The 1,376-nt window shown below is 65.5% G+C and carries 2 rRNA genes and 1 pseudogene; all 3 read left to right on the plus strand.

The window, feature by feature from the left end:
- Positions 1-220: ribosomal RNA gene (locus QH270_RS04030) — 23S ribosomal RNA — on the plus strand; the annotation flags it as partial.
- A 100-nt stretch (positions 221-320) separates the two neighbouring features.
- Positions 321-437, plus strand: a 5S ribosomal RNA gene (gene rrf, locus QH270_RS04035).
- Between the two features lie 373 nt (positions 438-810).
- Positions 811-1,376, plus strand: a pseudogene (locus tag QH270_RS04040) (hypothetical protein); the annotation flags it as partial.

The raw sequence follows: 1,376 nt of genomic DNA on the forward strand, positions 1-1,376 counted from the left end.
CTCTGGTGTGCCAGTTGTTCCGCCAGGGGCATGGCTGGTTGGCTACGTTCGGAAGGGATAACCGCTGAAAGCATCTAAGCGGGAAGCCTGTTCCAAGATGAGGTTTCTCTCCCACTTGATGGGTTAAGGCCCCCTACAGAAGATGGGGTTGATAGGCCGGAGCTGGAAGCACAGTAATGTGTGTAGGTGACTGGTACTAATAGGCCGAGGGCTTACTATCGAAGGTGTTACGCGTCCACTGTGCGGTTTCTGAAACAACACACAACACTGCAGCAGGTCGTTCATGGCGACCAGCGCTGTTGTGGATAGTTTCATAGTGTTACGGCGGTTATAGCGGTGGGGAAACGCCCGGTCCCATTCCGAACCCGGAAGCTAAGGCCACCTGCGCCGATGGTACTGCACTCGACAGGGTGTGGGAGAGTAGGACACCGCCGGACATACCTTCGCGATAGGGGACCCAGATCTGGGTCCCCTATCGGCGTTTGTGGGCTGAACACGGCCCACCACACCCAGGCGGACGATGCCCCGTCCTCTGCCCGTGGTTGAATTCCTGTAGGCGGGGCCACGACAACACTCCCCGGGAACGGGGAATCCAGAAAGGGATCGCCGTGTCGGAACACAACGACGGACGGAAGCCTTTCCGCCGGGACGGAGACGCCCGCGGTTTCGGCCGGCGCGGCGAACCGACCGACCGCCCCCGCGGCGGACACGGCGAGAACAAGGGCACAGGCGGCGGATTCCGCCGCAACGACGACAGTCGCGGTGGCCGAAGCGGTTCCGGCTCCGAGGGCCAGCGCGGCGGATACAACCGTGACGATCGCGACCGCGGTGGCGACCGTGGCGGATTCCGTCGTAGCGACAGCGGTGACCGTGGCGGTTACCAGCGCCGCGACGATGCGGGCCGTGGCGGCTCCGGAGATCGCGGCGGCTTCCGTCGCAATGAAGGCGACGACCGTTCGCGTGGCGGCTCCGACCGTGGCGGTTACCAGCGCCGCGACGATGCCGGACGTGGCGGGTACCAGCGGCGGGACGACAACGACCGCGGCGGTTTCCGTCGTGGCGACAGTGGTGACCGTGGTGGTTACCAGAAGCGCGACGACGCGGCTCGTGGCAGCTCCGGCGACCGGGGCGGGTACCGCCGCCGCGATGAATCGGACCGTCCCGCCGGTGGTTTCGATCGCGGCGGTGACCGCGGTGGCTACCGCCGCACCGACGACGACCGGCCCCGTGGCGGTTCGGATCGTGGTGGTTTCCGTCGCAATGAAGGTGATGATCGTTCGCGTGGCGGTTACGACCGTGGCGATCGCGGCGGGTTCCGTCGTGACAGCGATGACCGTCCCCGTGGTGGTTCCGGGTTCCGCCGCAACGAAGGTGAC

Origin of the sequence: Nocardia neocaledoniensis, from assembly GCF_029868625.1 — a bacterium.
GTDB lineage: Bacteria > Actinomycetota > Actinomycetes > Mycobacteriales > Mycobacteriaceae > Nocardia > Nocardia neocaledoniensis_A.